The organism is Cellulomonas edaphi, from assembly GCF_030362815.1.
GTDB classification, from domain to species: Bacteria; Actinomycetota; Actinomycetes; order Actinomycetales; family Cellulomonadaceae; genus Cellulomonas; species Cellulomonas edaphi.
In genome coordinates, this window is sequence record NZ_JAUCGR010000002.1 from 17,779 (window position 1) to 37,632 (window position 19,854).

Consider the following 19,854-nt stretch of genomic DNA (forward strand, 5'->3'; position numbering starts at 1 on the left):
CGCGGGAGCCTCGTCACAGTCGTCGAGGGCGGAGGCGTCAGTGCCAGCGGAACAGCCGCGCCGCGCCCCAGCCGAGGGCGGCGGTCCAGCCGACGAGCACGACCACCGACCACGCGGGCAGGGAGCCGTGCTGGAAGGCCTGCCGCATGGCCTCGCCGAGCGCTCCCGAGGGGAGCAGCAGGGCGACGTGCTCGAGGGGCCCGGGCAGGCGGTCGGCGGGGACGATGACCCCGCCGCCGAGGGCCAGCAGCAGCAGCGCGAGGTTCGCGACGGCGAGCACGGCCTCGGCGCGCAGCGTCCCCGCGACCAGCAGCGCCAGCGACGTGAACGCGGCCGCCCCGAGCACCATGGCGACGAGCGCGAGCACGATGCCGAGCGCGTCGGGCCGCCAGCCGAGCAACGCCGCCGTGACGCCGATGACGACGACCTGGACGGTCCCGACCACGAGCACGCCGGCGATCTTGCCGACCAGCAGACCGCTGCGGCCCAGCGGGGTCGTGGACAGCAGCCGCAGCACGCCGTTGCGCCGGTCGAAGGCCGCGGAGATGGCCTGCGACGTGAACGAGGACGTCATGACGGCCAGGGCGAGCACGCCGGGCGTGAAGAAGTCGATGGGCGACAGGCCCTCGGTGTCGATGTCGAGCACGTCGACGCTGGTCAGGCCGATCAGCACGAGGATCGGCACGACGATGGTGACGAGCAGCTGCTCGCCGTTGCGCAGGATGGCGCGCGCCTCGAAGTCCGTCTGGGCGACGATGCGGCGCCAGGTGGGGGCCGCGCCCGCGTGGGTGGTGGTCATCGCAGGTGCCGTCCCGTCAGGTCCAGGAACACGTCCTCGAGGGTGCGCCGCCCGACCGTGACCCGTGTGGCGAGGGCGCCACGGTCCGCGAGCCACGCGGTCAGGGCCGCGAGCGTCGTCGGTCCGACCGCACCCACCACGACGTAGCTGCCCGGCGTGCTCTCGGTGACCGCGAGCCCGTCGCCGAGGGCCGCGCCCAGAGCGCCGACGTCGAGGCCGGCCGCGGTGTCGAGGCGCAGCGTGCGGTCGTCGCCGTCCGAGACGAGGTCGCGCACGGAACCCTCCGCGATCACGCGCCCGTGGTCGACGATCGCGACGTGGTCGGCCAGGTCCTCCGCCTCGTCCATGAGGTGGGTGGTCAGGACGACGGCCACGCCCTCGTCGCGCAGCTCGCGCACCAGCTCCCACACGGCGTGCCGCGACTGCGGGTCCATGCCCGCGCTCGGCTCGTCGAGGAACACCAGCTCCGGGCGGCCGACGATCGCGGCGGCGAGTGCGAGCCGCTGGCGCTGGCCGCCCGACAGGCGGCGCACCGTGGTCCGGCCGAAGGAGCCGAGCCCGAGGCGCTCGGTGAGCTCGTCCCGGTCGCGCGGCGCCGCGTACATGCGGGCGACATGGGCCAGCATGTCCTGCGCGCGGATGCCGGTGGGGAGCCCGCCGTCCTGCAGCATGACGCCGACCCGGGGCCGCAGCCGGGCGGCGTCGAGCAGGGGATCGAGGCCGAGCACGCGCACCGTGCCCCCGTCGGCCTGGCGCAGGCCCTCGCAGCACTCGATGGTCGTGGTCTTCCCGGCCCCGTTGGGACCGAGGACGGCGGTGACCTGCCCGGCGCGCGCGACGAGGTCGAGCCTGTCGACGACGGCGCGGCCGTCGTAACGCTTCACGAGACCGGCGATCTCGAGCGCGGGGGAGTCGGGCACGAGAGGTGAGTCTAGGCGGGGCGCATCGCCCGAACCGCCGCGGAACAGGGCGGATCCGGCCTGTGACCTCCGACACGACGGCTGTGCGAAGGCTCACCTTGCTTGCGGGGACTGAATTCGGCAACAAGGATGTTGCCAATATTGCGACCTGCCCCCCGGGCGCAGCTCCGCCGGTGCTCCGGTGGTGCGCAGCCGGTGGCCGCGATCCGCACGAACCGTGACCCCGCACCGCTGGCTGGAGGTAGACATGAGCGCGTCATCGCCGTCTCTCGTCCGCCACGAGCACTCCGACAGCGATGCCGGCACCCGGCAGCGGGTGCTGCAGCTGGTCGCCTCGTCCGGCCCGATCGCGGCGCCCGAGCTGGCCGCGACGCTGGACCTTACTCCCGCGGCGATCCGTCGCCACCTGGGCTTCCTGGAGCAGACCGAGCAGATCGCGGTGCACGACGCCGTGGGCGGCGGTCCCGCGCGGCGCGGCCGTCCCGCCCGGCGCTACGTCGCGACCAGCCACGGCCAGGCCGCGCTGTCGCACACCTACTCCGAGCTCGCCGCCGACGCGCTGCGGTTCCTGGCCGCGACCGGTGGCCCGCAGGCGGTCGCCGGCTTCGCCGAGCACCGCGTCGCCGACCTCGAGTCGCGGCTCGCGGGCTCCGTCCCCACGGAGGGCAGCACCGAGGAGCGCGTCCAGGCGCTCGCGGACGCGCTGGCCGCCGACGGGTACGCCGCCTCGGCCCGGCCCGTCCCCGGCGGTCACGCCGTCCAGCTCTGCCAGGGCCACTGCCCCGTGCAGGACGTGGCCCAGGAGTTCCCGCAGCTGTGCGAGGCCGAGGCGAAGGCGTTCTCGCGCCTGCTGGGCGTCCACGTGCAGCGCCTCGCCACGCTGGCCTCCGGCGGCCACGTGTGCACCACGAGCATCCCCGTCATCCCCTCAGCACCGCTGAACCCCGCAGGCAACCCCGCAGGCAACCCCGCAGGCCCCGTGCTCGCCCCGGAAGGAACGAACGCATGAGCGCACCCACGCAGGACCCGGCACAGCCGATCAGCCAGCCCATGAGCCAGGACGAGGCCATCGCCTCCATCGGCAACTACAACTACGGCTGGCACGACGCCGACGCCGCCGGTGAGGCCGCCTCGCGCGGGCTCTCCGAGGCCAAGGTGCGTGAGATCTCCGCGCTCAAGAACGAGCCCGAGTGGATGCTCAAGACGCGGCTGAAGTCGCTGCGCCTGTTCGAGAAGAAGCCCATGCCCTGGTGGGGCTCGGACCTGTCGGGCATCGACTTCGACAACATCAAGTACTTCGTGCGCTCCACCGAGAAGCAGGCCACCAGCTGGGAGGACCTGCCGGAGGACATCAAGGCGACGTACGACCGCCTCGGCATCCCGGAGGCCGAGAAGCAGCGCCTCGTGGCCGGGGTCGCGGCCCAGTACGAGTCCGAGGTGGTCTACCACCAGATCCAGGAGTCACTCGAGGAGCAGGGCGTCATCTTCCTCGACACCGACACGGCTCTGAAGGAGCACCCGGAGATCTTCGAGCAGTACTTCGGCTCGGTCATCCCGCCCGGGGACAACAAGTTCGCGTCGCTCAACACCGCGGTGTGGTCGGGCGGCTCGTTCGTCTACGTCCCGCCGGGCGTGCACGTCGACATCCCGCTGCAGGCCTACTTCCGTATCAACACGGAGAACATGGGCCAGTTCGAGCGGACGCTGATCATCGCCGACGAGGGCTCCTACGTGCACTACGTCGAGGGCTGCACCGCGCCGGTCTACTCGAGCGACTCGCTGCACTCGGCGGTCGTCGAGATCGTCGTGAAGAAGAACGCCCGCGTGCGCTACACGACCATCCAGAACTGGTCGAACAACGTGTACAACCTCGTGACCAAGCGGGCGACCGCGGCCGAGGGCGCCACCATGGAGTGGGTCGACGGCAACATCGGCTCCAAGGTCACCATGAAGTACCCGGCGATCTACCTCATGGGCGAGCACGCACGCGGCGAGACGCTGTCGATCGCGTTCGCCGGCGAGGGCCAGCACCAGGACGCGGGCGCCAAGATGGTGCACGCCGCGCCGCACACGTCGTCCTCGATCGTCTCGAAGTCCGTCGCCCGTGGCGGCGGCCGCACCTCCTACCGCGGCCTCGTGCAGGTGCTCGAGGGTGCCGAGCACTCGGCGTCCAACGTGCTGTGCGACGCGCTGCTCGTCGACCAGATCTCCCGCTCCGACACCTACCCGTACGTCGACGTCCGTGAGGACGACGTGTCGATGGGCCACGAGGCCACGGTGTCCCGCGTGAGCGAGGACCAGCTGTTCTACCTGATGTCCCGGGGCATGGCCGAGACCGAGGCCATGGCGATGATCGTGCGCGGGTTCGTCGAGCCCATCGCGCGTGAGCTGCCCATGGAGTACGCCCTCGAGCTGAACCGCCTCATCGAGCTGCAGATGGAAGGGGCCGTCGGCTGATGACGACCACCACAGAGCCCACCTTGTCCACGGACCACTCGCGGGCCCAGGCCGACGGTGCGCACACGCACGGCGTCGGCGCGCCCGAGTCGTCGCGCGCCTCGCGCCCGACGAGCTTCGACGTGAGCGACTTCGCCGTGCCCACCGGGCGCGAGGAGGAGTGGCGGTTCTCGCCGATCAGCCGGCTCGCGCCGCTGTTCGCCGCGGACACCGACGGCATCCTGACCGGCCACGGCGTGCTCACGACGGTCGTCGAGAGCCCCGAGGTCACGGTCGAGATCGTGGACCGCGGCGACGAGCGCCTGGGCCTGGCCGGCAAGCCCGGCGACCGCACGGCCGCCACGGCGTGGGCGTCGTTCCCGCGCGCGACCGTCGTCACGATCCCGCGCGAGGCGGTGGCCTCCAAGGTCACGTCCATCCGCATCGAGGGCGTGGAGGGCGCGGGCACGCACGACGCCCCGCTCGAGCCGTCGGCCTCGCACCTCGTGGTGCGGGCCGAGCCGCTGTCGCAGGGTGTCGTCGTCATCGACCACGTCGGTCACGCGGCGCTCACCGAGACGGTCGAGATCGTCGCCGAGGACGGCGCGCACCTCACGGTCGTCACCGTGCACGACTGGGCCGACGGCTCGGTGCACGCCTCGTCGCACCGGCTGCGCATCGGTCGCGACGCGACCGTCAAGCACATCGCCGTCACGCTCGGCGGCGACGTCGTGCGCATCACACCGGACGCCGAGTTCGTCGGCGAGGGCGCCTCGGTGCAGATGCTCGGGCTGTACTTCGCCGACGCGGGTCAGCACCAGGAGCAGCGTCTGTTCGTCGACCACGCCGTCCCCAACTGCGTCAGCCGCGTGACCTACAAGGGCGCGCTGCAGGGCCAGGGCGCGCACACGGTCTGGGTGGGCGACGTGCTCATCCGCGCCGCGGCCGAGGGCACCGACACCTACGAGCTCAACCGCAACCTGGTGCTCACGGACGGCGCGCGCGCCGACTCGGTGCCGAACCTCGAGATCGAGACCGGCGTCATCGAGGGCGCCGGCCACGCCTCGGCGACGGGCCGCTTCGACGACGAGCAGCTCTTCTACCTGCGCGCCCGGGGCATCCCCGAGCCCGACGCGCGTCGACTCGTGGTGCGGGGCTTCTTCGCGGAGCTGCTGCACGAGATCGGCGTGCCGGAGGTCGAGGAGCGGCTGATCGCCGCCATCGAGTCCGAGCTCGAGGCCTCCATGACCGCGCTCGACGCGCTGTCGGTCGAGGGCTCCGAGTCCGGCGCGGTGACCGAGAAGGCCCGCCCGGAGCAGGCATGACCGCCCAGCTCGCGTGCTACGCCTCGGACGTCCCCACCGGCGGGACGCTCCGGGTCGAGCTCGAGGCCGAGTCCGGCACCGTCGAGGTGGCGCTGGTGCGCGACGACGACGGTGAGCTGCACGCCATCAGCGACATCTGTTCGCACGGCGCCGTCTCGCTGTCCGACGGCGAGGTGGAGGGCTGCACGGTCGAGTGCTGGCTGCACGGGTCGAGCTTCGACCTGCGCACCGGCAAGCCGCTGAGCCCGCCCGCCATCACCCCCGTGCCCGTCTACCCCGTGACCGTCGACGGCGAGCGCGTGCTCGTCGACGTCGACGCCCCCCTGTGAACGAGGAGAACTACCGCATGTCCACCCTGGAGATCCGCGACCTGCACGTCAGCGTCGAGACGAAGGAGGGCCCCAAGGCCATCCTGCGCGGTGTCGACCTGACCATCCGCAGCGGCGAGACCCACGCGATCATGGGGCCCAACGGCTCCGGCAAGTCGACGCTGGCCTACTCGCTGGCCGGTCACCCGAAGTACACGATCACGAGCGGCACGGTCACGCTCGACGGCGAGGACGTGCTCGCGCTGTCCGTCGACGAGCGTGCGCGCGCCGGCCTGTTCCTCGCCATGCAGTACCCGGTCGAGGTTCCCGGCGTCTCGGTGTCCAACTTCCTGCGCACCGCGAAGACGGCCATCGACGGCGAAGCGCCCCCGCTGCGGTCGTGGGTCAAGGACGTCCGTACCGCCATGGACAACCTGCGCATGGACCCGGCGTTCGCCGAGCGGTCGGTCAACGAGGGCTTCTCCGGTGGCGAGAAGAAGCGCCACGAGATCCTCCAGATGGAGCTCCTCAAGCCGAAGTTCGCGATCCTCGACGAGACCGACTCGGGCCTCGACGTGGACGCGCTGCGGATCGTCTCCGAGGGCGTGAACCGGGTCCGCGAGAACCCCGACGTGGGCGTGCTCCTGATCACGCACTACACGCGCATCCTGCGCTACATCAAGCCCGACTTCGTCCACGTGTTCGTGGACGGCAAGGTCGCCGAGGAGGGTGGCCCGGAGCTGGCCGAGCGCCTCGAGAACGAGGGTTACGACCGCTTCCTGACCAGCACCACGGTCTGAGCCGCTCCACCCGGTCGGCGAGAGCATTCGCCGACCGGGTGGCCGGTCCGACGCACGACGAGAGGTGGGGGACGTGACCAGCACGATCGAGACGCCGCACACGCTGAGCGCCACGGAGCTCGCCGCCGTGCGGGCGGACTTCCCGCTGCTCGAGCGCACCTTGCGCGACGGCCGCCCGCTCGTCTATCTCGACTCCGGTGCGACGTCGCAGAAGCCCGACGTGGTGCTGGACGCGGAGCAGGACTTCTACCTCCAGCGCAACGCGGCCGTGCACCGCGGCGCGCACCAGCTGGCCGAGGAGGCCACCGAGGCGTTCGAGGACGCCCGCGCGCGCGTCGCGCGGTTCGTCGGCGTGGACGACGACGAGATCGTCTGGACCAGCAACGCCACGGCCGCGATCAACCTGGTCGCCTACGCGATGTCGAACGCGACGCTCGGCCGCGGGGGAGAGGCCGCCCGCCGGTTCGCGCTCGCACCGGGCGACGAGATCGTCGTCACGGAGGCCGAGCACCACGCCAACCTGGTGCCGTGGCAGGAGCTGGCCGCGCGCACCGGAGCGGTGCTGCGCTGGATCGGCGTCGACGACGACGGGCGGCTGCTGACCGACCAGCTCGACGAGGTCGTCGGTCCCCGCACGCGCGTCATCGCGTTCACGCACGCGTCCAACGTCACGGGTGCCGTCACGGATGTCGGCCCCTTCGTGGCGAAGGCGCGGGCCGTCGGGGCGCTGACCGTGCTGGACGCCTGCCAGTCCGTCCCGCACCTGCCCGTCGACCTGCACGAGCTGGGCGTGGACTTCGCCGCATTCTCGGGCCACAAGATGTTCGGGCCGACGGGTGTCGGCGCCCTGTACGGCCGCCGCGAGCTGCTCGCCGCGATGCCGCCCGTCACCACGGGCGGGTCGATGGTCGAGGTGGTGACCATGGACAGCACGACGTACGCACCCCCGCCGCAGCGGTTCGAGGCGGGCACGCAGATGGTGTCCCAGGCGGTCGCGATGGGCGCCGCGGCCACGTACCTGTCGGACATCGGCATGGAGGCCATCGCCGCGCACGAGGCGCACCTCGCCAGGCTGCTGCTCGACGCGGTCGCGTCCGTGCCCGGGGTCCGGGTCATCGGCCCGACCGACACGGCCAACCGCCTCGCGACCGTCTCGTTCGTGGTCGACGGCGTGCATGCGCACGACGTGGGCCAGGTGCTCGACGACGCCGGCGTGGCAGTGCGCGTGGGTCACCACTGCGCGCAGCCGCTGCACCGCCGGTTCGGCGTGGCCGCCACGGCCCGCGCGACGGCGGCCGTCTACACGACCGACGAGGAGATCGAGGTGTTCCGGGAAGCGCTGAGCGGTGTCCGGGCGTTCTTCGGTCTGGAGGCACCCGCCTCGAGCGAAGGAGCAGCATGAGCAGCTCGATGGAGCAGCTGTACCAGCAGGTCATCCTGGACCACGCGAAGCACCCGCACGGCCGAGGTCTCGGCGTCGCGCCGGGCGGGCTGCTGTCGGCCGAGTCGCACCAGGTGAACCCCACGTGCGGCGACGAGGTGACCCTGCAGGTGGACGTCGACGGCACCGGCGTGGTCCGAGACGTGCGCTGGGAGGGGCAGGGCTGCTCGATCTCGCAGGCCTCGGTGTCGGTGCTGCACGACCTGGTCGTCGACCAGCCGCTCGGCACGGTCGACGGCCTGGGCGCCACGTTCCGGGCGCTCATGCAGACCAAGGGCGCGGGCCTGGACGACGAGGCCGCGGAGGACGCCCTCGGCGACGCCAACGCGTTCACGGGCGTCGGCAAGTTCTCGGCGCGCGTCAAGTGCGCGCTGCTCGGCTGGGTGGCCCTCAACGACGCCCTCATCAAGACCGGCGCTGCTCACCCCGGCAGCAGCGCCCACGCACCGACCGCCGCAACCACGGCTCAGGAGAACGCATGACCACCACAGTTGCCGACGTCGAGGAAGCCATGCGCGACGTCATCGACCCCGAGCTCGGCATCAACGTCGTCGACCTCGGCCTCGTCTACGGGATCGTGCTGGACCAGACCAACACGGCCGTCATCGACATGACGCTCACGTCCGCGGCCTGCCCGCTGACGGACGTGATCGAGGACCAGTCCGCGCAGGCGCTCGACGGTCTCGTCGACGGCTTCCGCATCAACTGGGTGTGGATGCCGCCGTGGGGCCCGGACAAGATCACGTCCGACGGTCGCGAGCAGATGCGGGCGCTCGGCTTCAACATCTGAGGCGTGGGACCGCTGGTCGGTCGCGCCGGGTGAAGGGTCAGAGGCGCAGGCCCGCCGCGTCGTGGACCCAGAACGGGTCGGCGTAGACCAGGCGGCCGGTCATCCACGGCCGGTGGGCCGCGAGCACGGCGACCTGAAACGCGGGTTCGGGGATGCGGTCGGTCGGCGAGGTGAAGCCCCGCGTGCCGGCCGCGACGAAGCCGTGGTCGCCGTAGTAGGCGGGGTCGCCTTCGAGGAAGACGAGCGGCCAGCCCTGATCCTCGGCGCGTGCGAGCGCGGCGCCGACCAGCGCCGTGCCCACGCCGCGGCGCTGCGCGTCGGGCGCCACCGCCAGGGGCGAGAGCACGAGCACCTCGAGCAGCCGCTGCGGGGCGTCGAGCCAGGAGCGGGTGAGCAGGACGTGCCCGACGACGCTGCCGGCCTCGCGCGCCACGAGCGACAACCCCGGCCGGGCGGCCGACGAGGACTGCAGCCCGTCGAGCAGGTCGACCACGTGGTCGCCGTCGGAGGCGAAGGCGGCGCGCACCACCGCGCGGACCGCCTCACGGTCTGCCGGCACCTCGTCGTCGATCAGCACCTCGCGACTCTGACAGCGGGCGGCGCCGGGGGGCAATCGCAATACGTGCGGCGGGCTCAGCGACGGGTCGGCCTCAGAGCGAGTCGGCGGCGAACGTGTCGCAGGCCTCGAGCGTGCCCTTCTCGTAGCCGCGCGTGAACCAGCGCTGCCGTTCCTCGCTCGAGCCGTGGGTCCAGGTGTCCGGGTTCACGGATCCGCCCGACTGCTCCTGGATGTGGTCGTCACCAACGGCCGCCGCGGCGCCGAGGGCATTCTTGAGCTGCTCGGCGGTGATGGGGGCGAGGTACGGCTCGCCGGTGTCGGGGTTGATGGTGCTGGCCGCGTCGCCCGCCCACATGCCGGCGTAGCAGTCCGCCTGGAGCTCGACGCGCACCGAGTCCGACTCGGCGCCCGTCCCGCCGCGGTCGGCCTTGTCCATGACGCCGGTGATGTTCTGGATGTGGTGCCCGTACTCGTGCGCGGTGACGTACTCCTCGGCGAGCGGCCCGTCCTCGCCACCGAAGCGGCTCTCCAGCTCGTCGTAGAAGCTCACGTCGAGGTAGATCGTGGCGTCCGGCGGGCAGTAGAAGGGGCCGCTGGCGCTCGTCGCTCCGCCGCAGCCCGTCGAGACGCTGCCGCTGAACGACTGCACGTCCGGCTGGGCGAACTGCTGGCCCGCGGCCGTCAGGGTGCTCTCCCAGTACGTGTCCAGGGCGTAGGCGGTGGCGCTCAGGCGGCACGTGCGGTCGGTGTTGGCCTGCTCGACCGTGCACGTGCCGACCGTGCCGGTCGCGCCCGGCTCGGAGCCGTCGCCGGCGATGCCGCCCAGGTCCACCTGGCCGTTGCTGAACACGTAGACGAGCACGACGAGCAGACCGACGACGCCTCCGCCGCCAGCGACCGCCTTGCCGCGCCCGCCGCCGGTCTTGACGCGGCCTCCGCCGAAGCTGCCGTCACCTTGGAATGTCACGGCCCGACGGTAATATCCGCGGCGCCGTCGCGCGCGGCGAGGCTCAGTCCTCGCCCAGTCCCCGCGCGGCCAGGGCGTCGCCCGTCGCTCGTGCGTGCGCGACCATGCGGACCGCCGACGGGACCAGGACGGCCCGCGGGTTGTTCTCGAGCCCGCGTGCGCGCGCGGCGTCGCGCGCCTCGAGCGACGTCTGCACCAGCACCGGGACCGTGCGCAGGAAGAGCCCGCAGGCGAGCGCGAACGTCTCGGGGGACAGGCCCACGCGCCGCAACGGTCGAGCGACGCGGGCGAGAACCTCCAGCAGTGTGTCCGCGCGCGTCGTCGCGGTGAGCACGGTCGCGAGCAGGACGAGCGCGACGACGTCGAGCACCACCTCCGCGGCGACGGCCCAGCCGCGCACCCACCACTGGTAGGCACCCACGAGGAGCAGCGTGACGAGCGTGCCGAGCACGCCGCGGCTGGTGCGGTGCCACGGCACGCGTGAGACGACGTGAGTCGCGACGGCGAGCAGCACCGCGACGGCGGCGGACAGCGGGCCGCGCGCCACGGCGATCGCGATGCCCGCGACGGCCAGCCCGGCCAGCTTCACCCCTGGCGGGCAGCGGTGCAGCAGGCTGTCGCCCGGGTGGTACAGCCCGAGCGGGCCGGCCCACGGCTGCCGCAGCGGGCCGCTCACGCGCGCACCGCGGCCATGAGCGCGCGGTAGTGCTCGACGGCCGGTGCGGGCTCTCCGTCGAACACCACGAGCCCGTCGTCCACCACGAGCACCCGGTCCGCGCGCGCCGCGGCCTCCAGGTCGTGGGTGACGACGATGACCTGCTGGTCGAGGCCCGCGAGCAGGTCGTCGACCACCGTCCGCCAGCGCAGGTCCAGCAGCGTGGTGGGCTCGTCGCACACCAGCACGTCGGGCTCGGCGGCGAGCACGGAGGCGAGCGCGAGCAGCTGGCGCTGGCCACCGGACAGGGCGTGCGCGGGCACCTCGGCGCGCTCGGCGAGGCCGAACCGGGCCAGCGCGCACCGGGCGGCGGCATCGCGCTCGTCGGCCGACAGCGGCAACCGTCGCAGCGAGAGCGCCACGTCCTCGAGCGGCGTGGGCATGACGATCTGCGCGTCAGGACTGGTGAAGACGAAACCGACGCGGCGGCGAACCGCGCGTCCGTCGGTGGCGGTGTCGAGGTCGTCCACGCGGACCGTTCCCGACGCGGGCAGCACGAGCCCGTTCAGCAGGCGGGCGAGCGTCGACTTGCCGGAGCCGTTGGCGCCGATGATGGCGATGCGCCGCTCGGCGAGCTGCAGCGAGACCGGGCCGAGCAGGCGCACCACGCGGTCGGCGCCGCCCGCAGGATCAGGGGCGTACGCGGTGACCAGGGCGCTGTCGAGCTCGATCATGCTCTGCTCATGCTCTGCTGGTCCCTGCCTCAGCGCCGGTGGCGCAGCAGGTCCGGGTACGCGCGGAACAGCGTGTAGGCCACGGCCGCCGCGGCCGCGTTCTTGACGATGTCACCGGGCAGGTAGACGACGTCGATGGCGACGGCCGCGCCCAGGTCGAGGTCGAGCCGCGCCATCAGGCCCAGGATCCCGCCCACGTGGATGGTCAGGAAGCTGCCGAAGACACCGGCGGTGAACAGCACGGTGTACCGGGCCCAGCCCACCGACCTGACGGCGGGGGAGGCGAGCAGGCCCGCGAGGGCGGCGCCGAGCGGGAACGCGAGCAGGTAGCCGGCGGAGGGCTTCGCGAGCACCCCGAGGCCGCCGGTGGCCTCGGCGAAGATCGGCACGCCCGCCAGCCCGATCGCCAGGTAGAGCAGCACGGCCAGGGCGCCGCGGCGCCAGCCGAGCACCAGGCCGGACAGGATCACCGCGAAGGTCTGCAGCGTGATCGGCACGCCGGACCCCGTCGGGATGCCGGGAAGGATCGCGCACACCGCGATGAAGGCGGCGAAGGTCGCGACGAGCGCGACGTCGGTGGCGACGCTGGCGCGCGCGGCGGCCGGAGCGGGTAGCGCGCCGCCAGCATCCTTGGTGATGTCGGTCACGATGGGACTCCCGTCGATGGTCGTGGAGGGGGGTGCTCGTGCTGCGTGCAGGACGACGAACAGGGCCGTACCCGCACCGGGTGGTCCCGGAGGCCGTTCGAAACGCTAGCCGGTCGTAGACTTGCTGGCGTTTGTGCCCGCGGCCAAGACCCGTGCGGCCTTCTCGGAGGAAACCATCAAGTGATCACCGCCCAAGCGGTCGAGCTGCGCATCGGCGCACGCGTCCTGCTCGAAGAGTCGTCGTTCCGCATCGCGGCAGGCGACCGCATCGGCCTGGTCGGGCGCAACGGCGCCGGCAAGACGACGCTGACCAAGACGCTGGCGGGCGAGACCCTGCCGACCGGTGGGCAGATCGTGCGCTCGGGCGAGGTCGGCTACCTGCCGCAGGACCCGGCGTCGGGCGACCTCGAGCAGCTGGCCATGGATCGCGTCCTCTCGGCGCGCGGCCTCGACGAGATCGTCACCGCCCTGCGCAAGGCCGAGTCGGCGATGGCCAGCGAGGACGACGCCGTCCGGGACGCGGCGATGGACCGCTACTCGCGCCTGAACGCGCGCTTCGATGCCGCCGGCGGGTACGCCGCGGAGAGCGAGGCGCACATCATCACCTCGAACCTCGGGCTCGACGCCCGGGTGCTCGGCCAGACGCTCGGCACCCTCTCGGGTGGCCAGCGGCGACGCGTCGAGCTCGCGCGCATCCTGTTCTCGGGCGTCGACACCCTGCTGCTCGACGAGCCGACCAACCACCTCGACGCCGACTCGATCCTGTGGCTGCGCGACTACCTCAAGGCGTACCCCGGCGGCTTCATCGTGATCTCCCACGACGCGGAGCTGCTGCGCGCGACCGTCAACAAGGTGTTCCACCTCGATGCCAACCGCTCGCAGCTCGACCAGTACGCGCTCGGCTGGGACGCCTACCTGCAGCAGCGCGAGACGGACGAGAAGCGGCGCCGGCGCGAGCGTGCCAACGCCGAGAAGAAGGCGGCCACGCTGCTCGCGCAGGCCGACAAGATGCGCGCGAAGGCGACCAAGGCGGTCGCGGCGCAGAACATGGCGCGCCGCGCCGAGCGCATGCTGTCCGGCCTGGAGGCCGCGCGCGTGTCCGACAAGGTCGCGCGCCTGCGGTTCCCCGATCCCGCACCCTGCGGACGCACCCCGCTGACGGCGTCCGGGCTGTCGAAGTCGTACGGCTCGCAGGAGGTCTTCACGGACGTCGACCTCGCCATCGACCGCGGGTCGCGCGTGGTGGTGCTGGGCCTCAACGGCGCGGGCAAGACGACGCTGCTGCGCATCCTCGGCGGCATCGACAAGGCCGACACCGGCACGGTCAACCCCGGCCACGGGCTCAAGCTCGGCTACTACGCGCAGGAGCACGAGACGCTCGACCTGTCGCGCACGGTCGTCGAGAACCTGCGCTCCGCGGCCCCCGACCTGACCGACACGCAGGTGCGCTCGGTGCTGGGCTCGTTCCTGTTCTCGGGCGACGACGCCGACAAGCCGGCCCGGGTCCTGTCCGGCGGCGAGAAGACCCGGCTCGCGCTGGCGGCCCTCGTCGTCTCGTCGGCCAACGTGCTGCTGCTCGACGAGCCCACCAACAACCTCGACCCGGCCTCCCGTGAGGAGATCCTGGCGGCCCTGCGCGGCTACACCGGTGCGGTGGTGCTCGTCTCGCACGACGAGGGCGCGGTGCAGGCGCTCAACCCCGAGCGTGTCCTCCTGCTGCCGGACGGCGACGAGGACATGTGGGGCAACGACTACCTGGACCTGATCACGCTCGCCTAGCGTGCTCGCCCCGCCCCGTCGCCCGACGACTGCGCGAGCTGGGCGTCGACGAGGGCGTCCTCGTCGGCCTCCGCCCGTCCCTCCTTGCGGCGAGGTTTGCGCGGCGCGCGGTCGGCGGGCACGCGCTCCTGGTCGGCGGCCTCACGCAGCTCGCGCCGCGCCATCCAGGTGAACCCCACGAGCGAGCCGAGCGCGAACACCCACCACTGGAACGCGTACGACAGGTGCGAGCCGGGGTCGGTGCTGGGCTCGGGCAGGGTCCCAGGGACGTCCGCGGGGGCGGGCGACTCGGACTCCAGGCCCCCGTAGACCTGCCAGGTGGGCGCGTCGATGCCGGCGACGTCGAGGACCTCGTCCACCGCGATCGCCTGCACCTGCCCCGGGGGCGCCTTGCGACGGGAGTCGGGCTCGGAGGCTCGTAGGCGCACGGTGATCGTGACGTCGCCCGCAGGTGGGGCGGGCGCGACGACATCGGCGCTCGCGTCCTCACCCGTCGCCACCCAGCCGCGGTCCACTACGAGGACCGTCCCGGCGTCGGTGGGCGTGGCGGCGGTGCCGGCCGACGAGTCGTCCACCACGAACGGGACGAGGACGTGGTAGGCCGGGATCCCGTCCGCCGGCCGGTTGCGCAGCTCGACGGTCCTGTCCGGCTCGTAGTGGCCCGTCACGAGGACCGGTCGCCACACCTGGTCGCCGGCGAGCGGCTGGTCCGGCGTGAGGACCGTCGACAGCGGCACCGGGTCGGCGCCGAAGTTCTCGTTGACGATGGCGATCTGCGCGTCACGGTACGTGTGCCGGTTCCACTGCCAGCGGCCCAGGAAGACGCACGCGGTGGCCAGTGCGACGGCGAGCAGGCACAGCCCGACGGCGCGGCGAAGCGCGGGGCTCACGTCGCGGCACCCTCGAGGGAGTCGGCCGGGACGACCGACTGCAGGAAGCCGCGGGTGTCGAGGAACTGGCTCAGGTGCGCGCGGTGCTCGTCGCACGCCAGCCACACCTTGCGGCGCTCGGGCGTGTGCAGCTTGGGGTTGTTCCACAGCAGACCCCACACGGCGTCCGCGCGGCAGCCCTTGGCCGAGCACTGCAGCTCGTCGACGGGGTCCGGTGCGAAGAGGCTCACGAGCCCAGCCTTCCCGAGGGCCCCGATCCGGGACCGATCTGCCGGGGGTCGATGAAGGTCGTCTCGTCGTCGCGGCGCTCCCGCCCGGCGTTGGCCAGGATGACCGCGACGTAGGGGAGGACGACAGCGCCCACGATGAGGATCACCGAGAGCCAGACCGGGATGTGGGACCAGGTGATGACGGCGAGCGCGAAGCACACCACGCGGATGCCCATCTGGATGAGGTAGCGCTTCTGCCTACGGGCGACGTCGTCCGCCAGCGGCTCGGGCGCGGACGTGATCCGGGTGACCTCCGGCTCGTCCTGGTGCTTGCGCGCGCTCACCACCTGATCCTAAGTCCCGCGGCTGAGGGCACGCTGAGACGGCGGGGGCCGCGCGGGTTGTGCATGTCCCACAACCGGGCGCGACGAACCTGTGCCCGGACGGTCCCGCACCAGACGGGCGCCCTCGGATAGCGTCGTGTCCCGTGCCTGAGACTTCCGACAACACACCCCGCAGCGTCCTGATCACGGGCGCGAACCGTGGCATCGGCCGCGCGATCGCCGAGCGCTTCGTCGCCGCGGGCGACAAGGTCGCCACCATCTACCGCTCCGGGGACCTGCCCGCAGGTGTCCTGGGCGTCACGGGTGACATGCGCGACACCGCGTCCGTCGACGCGGCGTTCACCGAGATCGAGGCAGCGCACGGCCCCGTCGAGGTGCTCGTCGCGAACGCCGGCATCACGCGCGACCAGCTGCTGATGCGCATGTCCGACGAGGAGTTCGACGACGTCCTGGACGTCAACCTCAAGGGCGCCTTCCGCTGCGCGCGACGTGCGAGCAAGGGCATGATCCGCCTGCGCCGCGGCCGAATCGTGCTGATCTCCTCCGTGGTGGGTCTGTACGGCTCGCCCGGCCAGGTCAACTACTCGGCGTCCAAGGCGGCGCTCGTCGGCGTCGCGCGCTCCATCACGCGCGAGCTGGGCGGCCGCGGGATCACCGCGAACGTGGTCGCCCCGGGCTTCATCGACACCGACATGACCCGGGCGCTGCCCGAGGCCACGCAGAAGGCGTACGTCGACTCCATCCCCGCGGGTCGCTTCGCCCAGCCCGACGAGGTCGCGGCCGCGGTCGAGTTCCTCGCCTCGCCGGGCGCCGCCTACATCTCGGGCGCCGTCATCCCGGTCGACGGCGGCCTCGGCATGGGCCACTGAAACTCCCGCACACCCGCACTGCGCTCGCACGACAAGAACGGAGACCACCATGGGTCTGCTCGAAGGCAAGAAGCTCCTGATCACCGGTGTGCTCACCGACGGCTCGATCGCGTTCCACGTCGCGCGCCTGGCCCAGGAGGAGGGCGCCACGGTGGTGCTGACCTCCTTCGGCCGCCAGTTCCGCCTGACGCAGGCCATCGCGCGCCGCCTGCCCGCGCCGGCGGAGGTCGTCCAGCTCGACGTGACCGACGCCGAGGACCTGGCCGCGCTCGCGGACCGCGTGCGCGAGGCCGGGCTCGACTCGCTCGACGGCGTGGTGCACTCCATCGGCTTCGCGCCGCAGTCCGTGATGGGCGGCAACTTCCTGGCCGGCGAGTGGGACGACGTCGCGACCGCGCTGCACGTCTCGGCGTACTCGCTGAAGTCGCTCGCGGTGGCCGCGCAGCCCCTGCTCAGTCGCGGGGCGTCGATCGTCGGGCTCACGTTCGACGCGTCGTTCGCCTGGCCGGTCTACGACTGGATGGGCGTGGCGAAGGCCGCCTTCGAGTCGACCGCGCGGTACCTGGCGCGCGACCTCGGGCCTTCCGGTGTGCGCGTGAACCTCGTCTCGGCGGGGCCCATCCGCACCACGGCGGCCAAGTCGATCCCCGGCTTCGAGACGATGGAGGGCGGCTGGCCGGAGCGTGCCCCGCTCGGCTGGGACGTCAGCAACCCCGAGCCCACCGCTCGTGCGGTCGCGGCCCTCCTCTCCGACTGGTTCCCGGCGACCACCGCCGAGATCGTGCACGTCGACGGTGGCGTGCACGCCATGGGCCTGTGATGGGACGCTGAGCCGGTGACGTCGTCCACCCGCCGCCTGGTCCTGCTCCGCCACGCCAAGGCGGAGCACCCAGCCGGCGTGGAGGACCACGAGCGCGCGCTCGCCTTGCCCGGCCGTCGACAGGCCGGGCGGGTGGGCACGGCGATGGCCGCGGCCTCGGTGGTGCCGGACCTCGTCCTGTGCTCGTCGAGCCTGCGCACGCGGCAGACGTGGGAGCTGGCGCGCGCCGGGCTGGGTGTCGAGCCGGCCGTGGAGCTGCGTGACGAGGTCTACACGGCCGGTGCGCAGGCGCTGCTCGCCCTGGTGCAGGCGGTGCCCGACGACGTCCGCACACTGCTGGTGGTCGGGCACGAGCCGACCATGTCGCACGCCGCCGAGCTCCTGGCGGGCCCGGGGTCGGACGAGGCCGCCTACCTGCGCGTGCAGGTGGGCGTTCCCACCGCGAGCTGGTCGGTGCTCGAGTCGTCGGCCGCGTGGAGCGACTGGGCGCCGTCGGGCGCGCTGCTGGTCGGGCTGCACACGCCGTCCTGACCGCTACCGCGTGAAGGGCTCCAGGCTCAGCACGTCGTCGAGCCGGCCGTTGACCACGGCGTCGGCCTGCTCCGCGACCACGGGCTTGGCGTTGAACGCGATCCCGTAGCCGGCCGCGGCGAGCATGTCGAGGTCGTTGGCGCCGTCGCCGATCGCCACGGTGTCCGCGAGGTCCACCCCCGCATGGGCCGCGTACTCGCGCAGGGCGACGGCCTTCGCCGCCCGGTCGACCACCGCTCCCGTGACCCGGCCCGTGAGCCGGGCGTCGACGACCTCGAGCGTGTTGGCGCGGAGCAGCGTGATCCCGAGCGGCCGCGCGAGCGGGCCCACGATCTCGACGAAGCCGCCCGAGACGAGCCCGACGCTCCAGCCGCGTGCCTGGACCTCGGCGACCAGCTCGCGCGCGCCCGGCGTCAGGCGCACCTCGGCGAGCACGTCCGCGAAGACGCTGTCCGGCAGGCCGGCGAGCGTCGCGACGCGCTCGTGCAGCGAGGCCGCGAAGTCGAGCTCGCCGCGCATGGCGCGCTCGGTGATCTCCGCGACGCGCTCTTGCGAGCCGGCGCGTGCTGCCAGCATCTCGATCACCTCGCCCGTGATGAGGGTCGAGTCGACGTCCATGACGAGCAGGCGGGGATTCACGACGCGCAGGCTACCGACTCCCGCCCGCCGCGGTCGCCGCCGACCACCCAGGCGGGATCACCTGCTCGGCGCGATCAGCTGCTGATGACGGCGCCCTTGGGCACCACCGTGATCCCCGAGTCGCTGATGGTGAAGCCGCGCGCGAGGTCGTGCTCGCGGTCGAGCCCGATCCGGGCGCGCTCGGGGACGACCACGTTCTTGTCGATGATCGCGCGGTGCACCTGCGCGTACCGCTCGACGTGCACGTTGTCCATGAGCACCGAGTCGGTGACCTGCGCCCACGAGTGCAGGCGCACGCCGGGCGACAGCACGGAGCCGGTCACGGTCGCGCCGGAGACGACGACACCGGGGGAGACGATCGAGTCCGCGGCGTGCCCGAGCCGGCCCGCACCCGCGTGCACGAACTTGGCCGGCGGCAGACCCGTGTACCCCGTGTGCAGGGGCCACTCGTCGTTGTAGAGGTTGAACACCGGCTCGATCGAGATGAGGTCGATGTTCGCCTCGAAGTACGCGTCGAGCGTCCCCACGTCCCGCCAGTAGTCGCGGTCGCGCGGGGTCGAGCCCGGCACGTCGTTGCGCAGGAAGTCGTAGACACCGGCGGTGCCGCGCTCGACGAAGTAGGGCGCGATGTCGCCGCCCATGTCGTGCCGCGAGGTCGCGTTCTCGGCGTCGGCCGTGACCGCGGCCACGAGGGCGTCCGCGTTGGCCACGTAGTTGCCCATGGACGCGAGGATCTCGCCGGGGGAGTCGGCCAAGCCCACCGGGTCGGTGGGCTTCTCGCGGAACGCCGCGATGCGGGTCGGGTCGCTCGGGTCCACCTCGATGACGCCGAACTGGTCGGCCTCGGCGATGGGCTGCCGGATGGCCGCGACCGTGAACTCCGCTCCCGAGGCGATGTGCGCGTCGACCATCTGGGAGAAGTCCATGCGGTAGACGTGGTCGGCTCCCACGACGACCACGATGTCCGGACGCTCGTCCTCGATGATGTTGAGGCACTGGTAGATCGCGTCGGCGCTGCCGAGGTACCAGTGCTTGCCGACGCGCTGCTGCGCGGGCACGGCCGCGACGTAGTTGCCCAGCAGCGCCGACATGCGCCAGGTCTTGGACACGTGCCGGTCCAGGCTGTGGGACTTGTACTGCGTGAGCACGATGACGTGCAGGTAGTGCGAGTTGATGACGTTCGACAGAGCGAAGTCCACGAGCCGGTAGATCCCCCCGAAAGGAACCGCCGGCTTGGCCCGGTGCGCGGTCAGGGGCATGAGTCGCTTGCCCTCTCCACCTGCAAGGACGATTGCGAGGACGCGCGGCGCTGCCATGGCAAGGACCCTAGGCCCCGGCGGCCCAGGAGGCGAGGCGGACCGGCGGGAGCACGCTAGCGTGTCGCGGGTGACC

The 19,854-nt window shown here is 72.5% G+C and carries 24 protein-coding genes; 12 read left to right on the forward strand and 12 right to left on the reverse strand.

All coding sequences use genetic code 11. The annotated features are described in order from the left end of the window. Nucleotides 1-37 precede the first annotated feature (37 nt). Together QRT05_RS06295 and QRT05_RS06300 are read right to left on the reverse strand one after the other, a co-directional pair. Nucleotides 38-799 carry an ABC transporter permease gene (locus QRT05_RS06295; protein ID WP_289446146.1) on the reverse strand — a complete coding sequence of 254 codons (762 nt, stop codon included), beginning with the start codon at nucleotides 797-799 and terminating at the stop codon, nucleotides 38-40. Next, a complete protein-coding gene (locus tag QRT05_RS06300; RefSeq protein WP_289446148.1) occupies nucleotides 796-1,719 on the reverse strand; it encodes an ABC transporter ATP-binding protein in 924 nt (307 codons plus the stop codon). The genes QRT05_RS06295 and QRT05_RS06300 overlap by 4 nt, the downstream gene beginning before the upstream one ends. A 247-nt stretch (nucleotides 1,720-1,966) precedes the next feature. On the opposite strand from QRT05_RS06300, the gene QRT05_RS06305 reads away from it, so the two are divergent. The 8 genes from QRT05_RS06305 (at nucleotide 1,967) to QRT05_RS06340 (ending at nucleotide 8,819) form a co-directional block, all read left to right on the forward strand. Continuing rightward, entirely contained in the window at nucleotides 1,967-2,728 is a 762-nt protein-coding gene (locus QRT05_RS06305) for a helix-turn-helix transcriptional regulator (RefSeq protein ID WP_289446149.1), read from the forward strand. After that, the gene (sufB, locus tag QRT05_RS06310) at nucleotides 2,725-4,176 is read left to right on the forward strand and encodes a Fe-S cluster assembly protein SufB (RefSeq protein WP_289446150.1); all 1,452 of its coding nucleotides are present in this window, start codon (nucleotides 2,725-2,727) and stop codon (nucleotides 4,174-4,176) included. Before QRT05_RS06305 ends, sufB begins: the two co-directional genes overlap by 4 nt. After that, the gene (gene sufD, locus QRT05_RS06315; RefSeq protein WP_289446151.1) at nucleotides 4,176-5,480 is read left to right on the forward strand and encodes a Fe-S cluster assembly protein SufD; all 1,305 of its coding nucleotides are present in this window, start codon (nucleotides 4,176-4,178) and stop codon (nucleotides 5,478-5,480) included. Before sufB ends, sufD begins: the two co-directional genes overlap by 1 nt. Continuing rightward, the gene (locus tag QRT05_RS06320; protein WP_289446152.1) at nucleotides 5,477-5,809 is read left to right on the forward strand and encodes a non-heme iron oxygenase ferredoxin subunit; all 333 of its coding nucleotides are present in this window, start codon (nucleotides 5,477-5,479) and stop codon (nucleotides 5,807-5,809) included. Before sufD ends, QRT05_RS06320 begins: the two co-directional genes overlap by 4 nt. A gap of 17 nt (nucleotides 5,810-5,826) precedes the next feature. Beyond that, a complete protein-coding gene (sufC, locus tag QRT05_RS06325) occupies nucleotides 5,827-6,588 on the forward strand; it encodes a Fe-S cluster assembly ATPase SufC (protein WP_289446154.1) in 762 nt (253 codons plus the stop codon). A 73-nt stretch (nucleotides 6,589-6,661) separates the two neighbouring features. After that, nucleotides 6,662-7,990 carry a SufS family cysteine desulfurase gene (locus QRT05_RS06330; RefSeq protein WP_289446156.1) on the forward strand — a complete coding sequence of 443 codons (1,329 nt, stop codon included), beginning with the start codon at nucleotides 6,662-6,664 and terminating at the stop codon, nucleotides 7,988-7,990. Then, nucleotides 7,987-8,511 carry a Fe-S cluster assembly sulfur transfer protein SufU gene (sufU, locus tag QRT05_RS06335; protein WP_289446157.1) on the forward strand — a complete coding sequence of 175 codons (525 nt, stop codon included), beginning with the start codon at nucleotides 7,987-7,989 and terminating at the stop codon, nucleotides 8,509-8,511. Before QRT05_RS06330 ends, sufU begins: the two co-directional genes overlap by 4 nt. Continuing rightward, a complete protein-coding gene (locus QRT05_RS06340) occupies nucleotides 8,508-8,819 on the forward strand; it encodes a metal-sulfur cluster assembly factor (RefSeq protein WP_289446158.1) in 312 nt (103 codons plus the stop codon). Before sufU ends, QRT05_RS06340 begins: the two co-directional genes overlap by 4 nt. A gap of 37 nt (nucleotides 8,820-8,856) precedes the next feature. Here the strand turns inward: QRT05_RS06340 and QRT05_RS06345 are convergent, their stop codons facing one another. From QRT05_RS06345 to QRT05_RS06365, 5 genes are all read right to left on the reverse strand, one after another. After that, nucleotides 8,857-9,396 (reverse strand): GNAT family N-acetyltransferase, encoded by a 540-nt coding sequence (locus QRT05_RS06345; RefSeq protein WP_289446159.1) that lies wholly within the window; start codon nucleotides 9,394-9,396, stop codon nucleotides 8,857-8,859. A gap of 73 nt (nucleotides 9,397-9,469) precedes the next feature. After that, nucleotides 9,470-10,345, reverse strand: coding sequence for a KPN_02809 family neutral zinc metallopeptidase (gene ypfJ, locus QRT05_RS06350; RefSeq protein WP_289446160.1), 876 nt, complete (start codon nucleotides 10,343-10,345; stop codon nucleotides 9,470-9,472). Between the two features lie 43 nt (nucleotides 10,346-10,388). Next, nucleotides 10,389-11,021, reverse strand: a complete 633-nt coding sequence (locus QRT05_RS06355; RefSeq protein WP_289446161.1) for an energy-coupling factor transporter transmembrane component T — start codon at nucleotides 11,019-11,021, stop codon at nucleotides 10,389-10,391. Next, a complete protein-coding gene (locus QRT05_RS06360) occupies nucleotides 11,018-11,734 on the reverse strand; it encodes an energy-coupling factor ABC transporter ATP-binding protein (protein ID WP_289446162.1) in 717 nt (238 codons plus the stop codon). The genes QRT05_RS06355 and QRT05_RS06360 overlap by 4 nt, the downstream gene beginning before the upstream one ends. A 29-nt stretch (nucleotides 11,735-11,763) precedes the next feature. Beyond that, nucleotides 11,764-12,381 carry a biotin transporter BioY gene (locus QRT05_RS06365; protein ID WP_326522635.1) on the reverse strand — a complete coding sequence of 206 codons (618 nt, stop codon included), beginning with the start codon at nucleotides 12,379-12,381 and terminating at the stop codon, nucleotides 11,764-11,766. A gap of 180 nt (nucleotides 12,382-12,561) precedes the next feature. On the opposite strand from QRT05_RS06365, the gene QRT05_RS06370 reads away from it, so the two are divergent. Then, the gene (locus tag QRT05_RS06370) at nucleotides 12,562-14,160 is read left to right on the forward strand and encodes an ABC-F family ATP-binding cassette domain-containing protein (RefSeq protein ID WP_289446163.1); all 1,599 of its coding nucleotides are present in this window, start codon (nucleotides 12,562-12,564) and stop codon (nucleotides 14,158-14,160) included. Here QRT05_RS06370 and QRT05_RS06375 read toward each other — a convergent pair. From QRT05_RS06375 to QRT05_RS06385, 3 genes are read right to left on the reverse strand one after another with little or no spacing between them, the layout of a single operon-like run. Continuing rightward, nucleotides 14,157-15,050 (reverse strand): SURF1 family cytochrome oxidase biogenesis protein, encoded by an 894-nt coding sequence (locus QRT05_RS06375; RefSeq protein WP_289446164.1) that lies wholly within the window; start codon nucleotides 15,048-15,050, stop codon nucleotides 14,157-14,159. The genes QRT05_RS06370 and QRT05_RS06375 overlap by 4 nt on opposite strands. Then, the gene (locus tag QRT05_RS06380; RefSeq protein ID WP_289446165.1) at nucleotides 15,047-15,280 is read right to left on the reverse strand and encodes a hypothetical protein; all 234 of its coding nucleotides are present in this window, start codon (nucleotides 15,278-15,280) and stop codon (nucleotides 15,047-15,049) included. Before QRT05_RS06380 ends, QRT05_RS06375 begins: the two co-directional genes overlap by 4 nt. Continuing rightward, nucleotides 15,277-15,603 (reverse strand): DUF3099 domain-containing protein, encoded by a 327-nt coding sequence (locus tag QRT05_RS06385; RefSeq protein ID WP_289446166.1) that lies wholly within the window; start codon nucleotides 15,601-15,603, stop codon nucleotides 15,277-15,279. The genes QRT05_RS06380 and QRT05_RS06385 overlap by 4 nt, the downstream gene beginning before the upstream one ends. Nucleotides 15,604-15,746: 143 nt before the next feature. On the opposite strand from QRT05_RS06385, the gene fabG reads away from it, so the two are divergent. The 3 genes from fabG to QRT05_RS06400 are packed head-to-tail and all read left to right on the forward strand — an operon-like array spanning nucleotide 15,747 to nucleotide 17,823. Next, nucleotides 15,747-16,472, forward strand: a complete 726-nt coding sequence (gene fabG / locus QRT05_RS06390; RefSeq protein ID WP_289446168.1) for a beta-ketoacyl-ACP reductase — start codon at nucleotides 15,747-15,749, stop codon at nucleotides 16,470-16,472. A gap of 49 nt (nucleotides 16,473-16,521) precedes the next feature. Next, nucleotides 16,522-17,292 (forward strand): enoyl-ACP reductase FabI, encoded by a 771-nt coding sequence (fabI, locus tag QRT05_RS06395; protein WP_289446169.1) that lies wholly within the window; start codon nucleotides 16,522-16,524, stop codon nucleotides 17,290-17,292. A 15-nt stretch (nucleotides 17,293-17,307) separates the two neighbouring features. Next, a complete protein-coding gene (locus tag QRT05_RS06400) occupies nucleotides 17,308-17,823 on the forward strand; it encodes a SixA phosphatase family protein (protein ID WP_289446170.1) in 516 nt (171 codons plus the stop codon). Nucleotides 17,824-17,826: 3 nt separating this feature from the next. On the opposite strand, the gene serB is transcribed toward QRT05_RS06400, so the two are convergent. Both serB and glgC read right to left on the reverse strand, forming a co-directional pair. After that, nucleotides 17,827-18,462, reverse strand: coding sequence for a phosphoserine phosphatase SerB (gene serB, locus QRT05_RS06405; protein ID WP_289446171.1), 636 nt, complete (start codon nucleotides 18,460-18,462; stop codon nucleotides 17,827-17,829). Between the two features lie 74 nt (nucleotides 18,463-18,536). Continuing rightward, nucleotides 18,537-19,778, reverse strand: coding sequence for a glucose-1-phosphate adenylyltransferase (glgC, locus tag QRT05_RS06410; RefSeq protein WP_289446172.1), 1,242 nt, complete (start codon nucleotides 19,776-19,778; stop codon nucleotides 18,537-18,539). Nucleotides 19,779-19,854: the final 76 nt, after the last annotated feature.